Annotated in this window: 1 pseudogene; it reads left to right on the top strand. The window is 51.1% G+C overall.

Annotated features, from left to right (window positions below):
- Positions 1-528, top strand: a pseudogene (locus R7093_RS27815) (glycosyl hydrolase); the annotation flags it as partial.

The following is a 528-nucleotide window of genomic DNA, read 5'->3' as shown; positions in this document are numbered from 1 at the left end:
AACGTAGTCAGTCTGGTATTACGGGTGTCGAAGCGTATCGATTAGGGATGGAGGCGATCGCCAGAGGCGCAGGAGACGCGTGGTTGCTTGGCTGCAACGCGCCAATGTGGCCATCTTTGGGGCTGGTGGATGCGATGCGCGTGTCTGATGACGTCGAGCGCCATAGCCACCGTTTTGAACAGATCGCTAAAGAGACGTTTTTCCGTAGCTGGCAGCACCGTAAGTTGTGGCAAATTGACCCAGACTGCGCGACGTTTACTTCTCTTGCTAATCAAGCTGCATCACGTGAAGACTACGAGTTTCACCGTACCGTATTATTGGCGTCTGGCGGCTTGCTTTTGTCTGGCGACCCTCTCCCGGAAATCACGCCATTTGCGAGTAAAACCTTGGCGAAGCTGATGTTGCGACAACGACGCAGCCAAGAATCTACTAAGTTCACGGCGTTAAGTTTGAGCCATGCTTTTTTGAAACTGACGGACAAGAATGATCTACATTGTTTGTTCAATTACGCGAATCATAATGCGACTG

This window comes from Vibrio sp. 1580 (assembly GCF_033340055.1).
The sequence above is the reverse complement of the archived record's forward strand: the minus strand, read 5'-3'. Positions and strand labels throughout refer to the sequence as shown.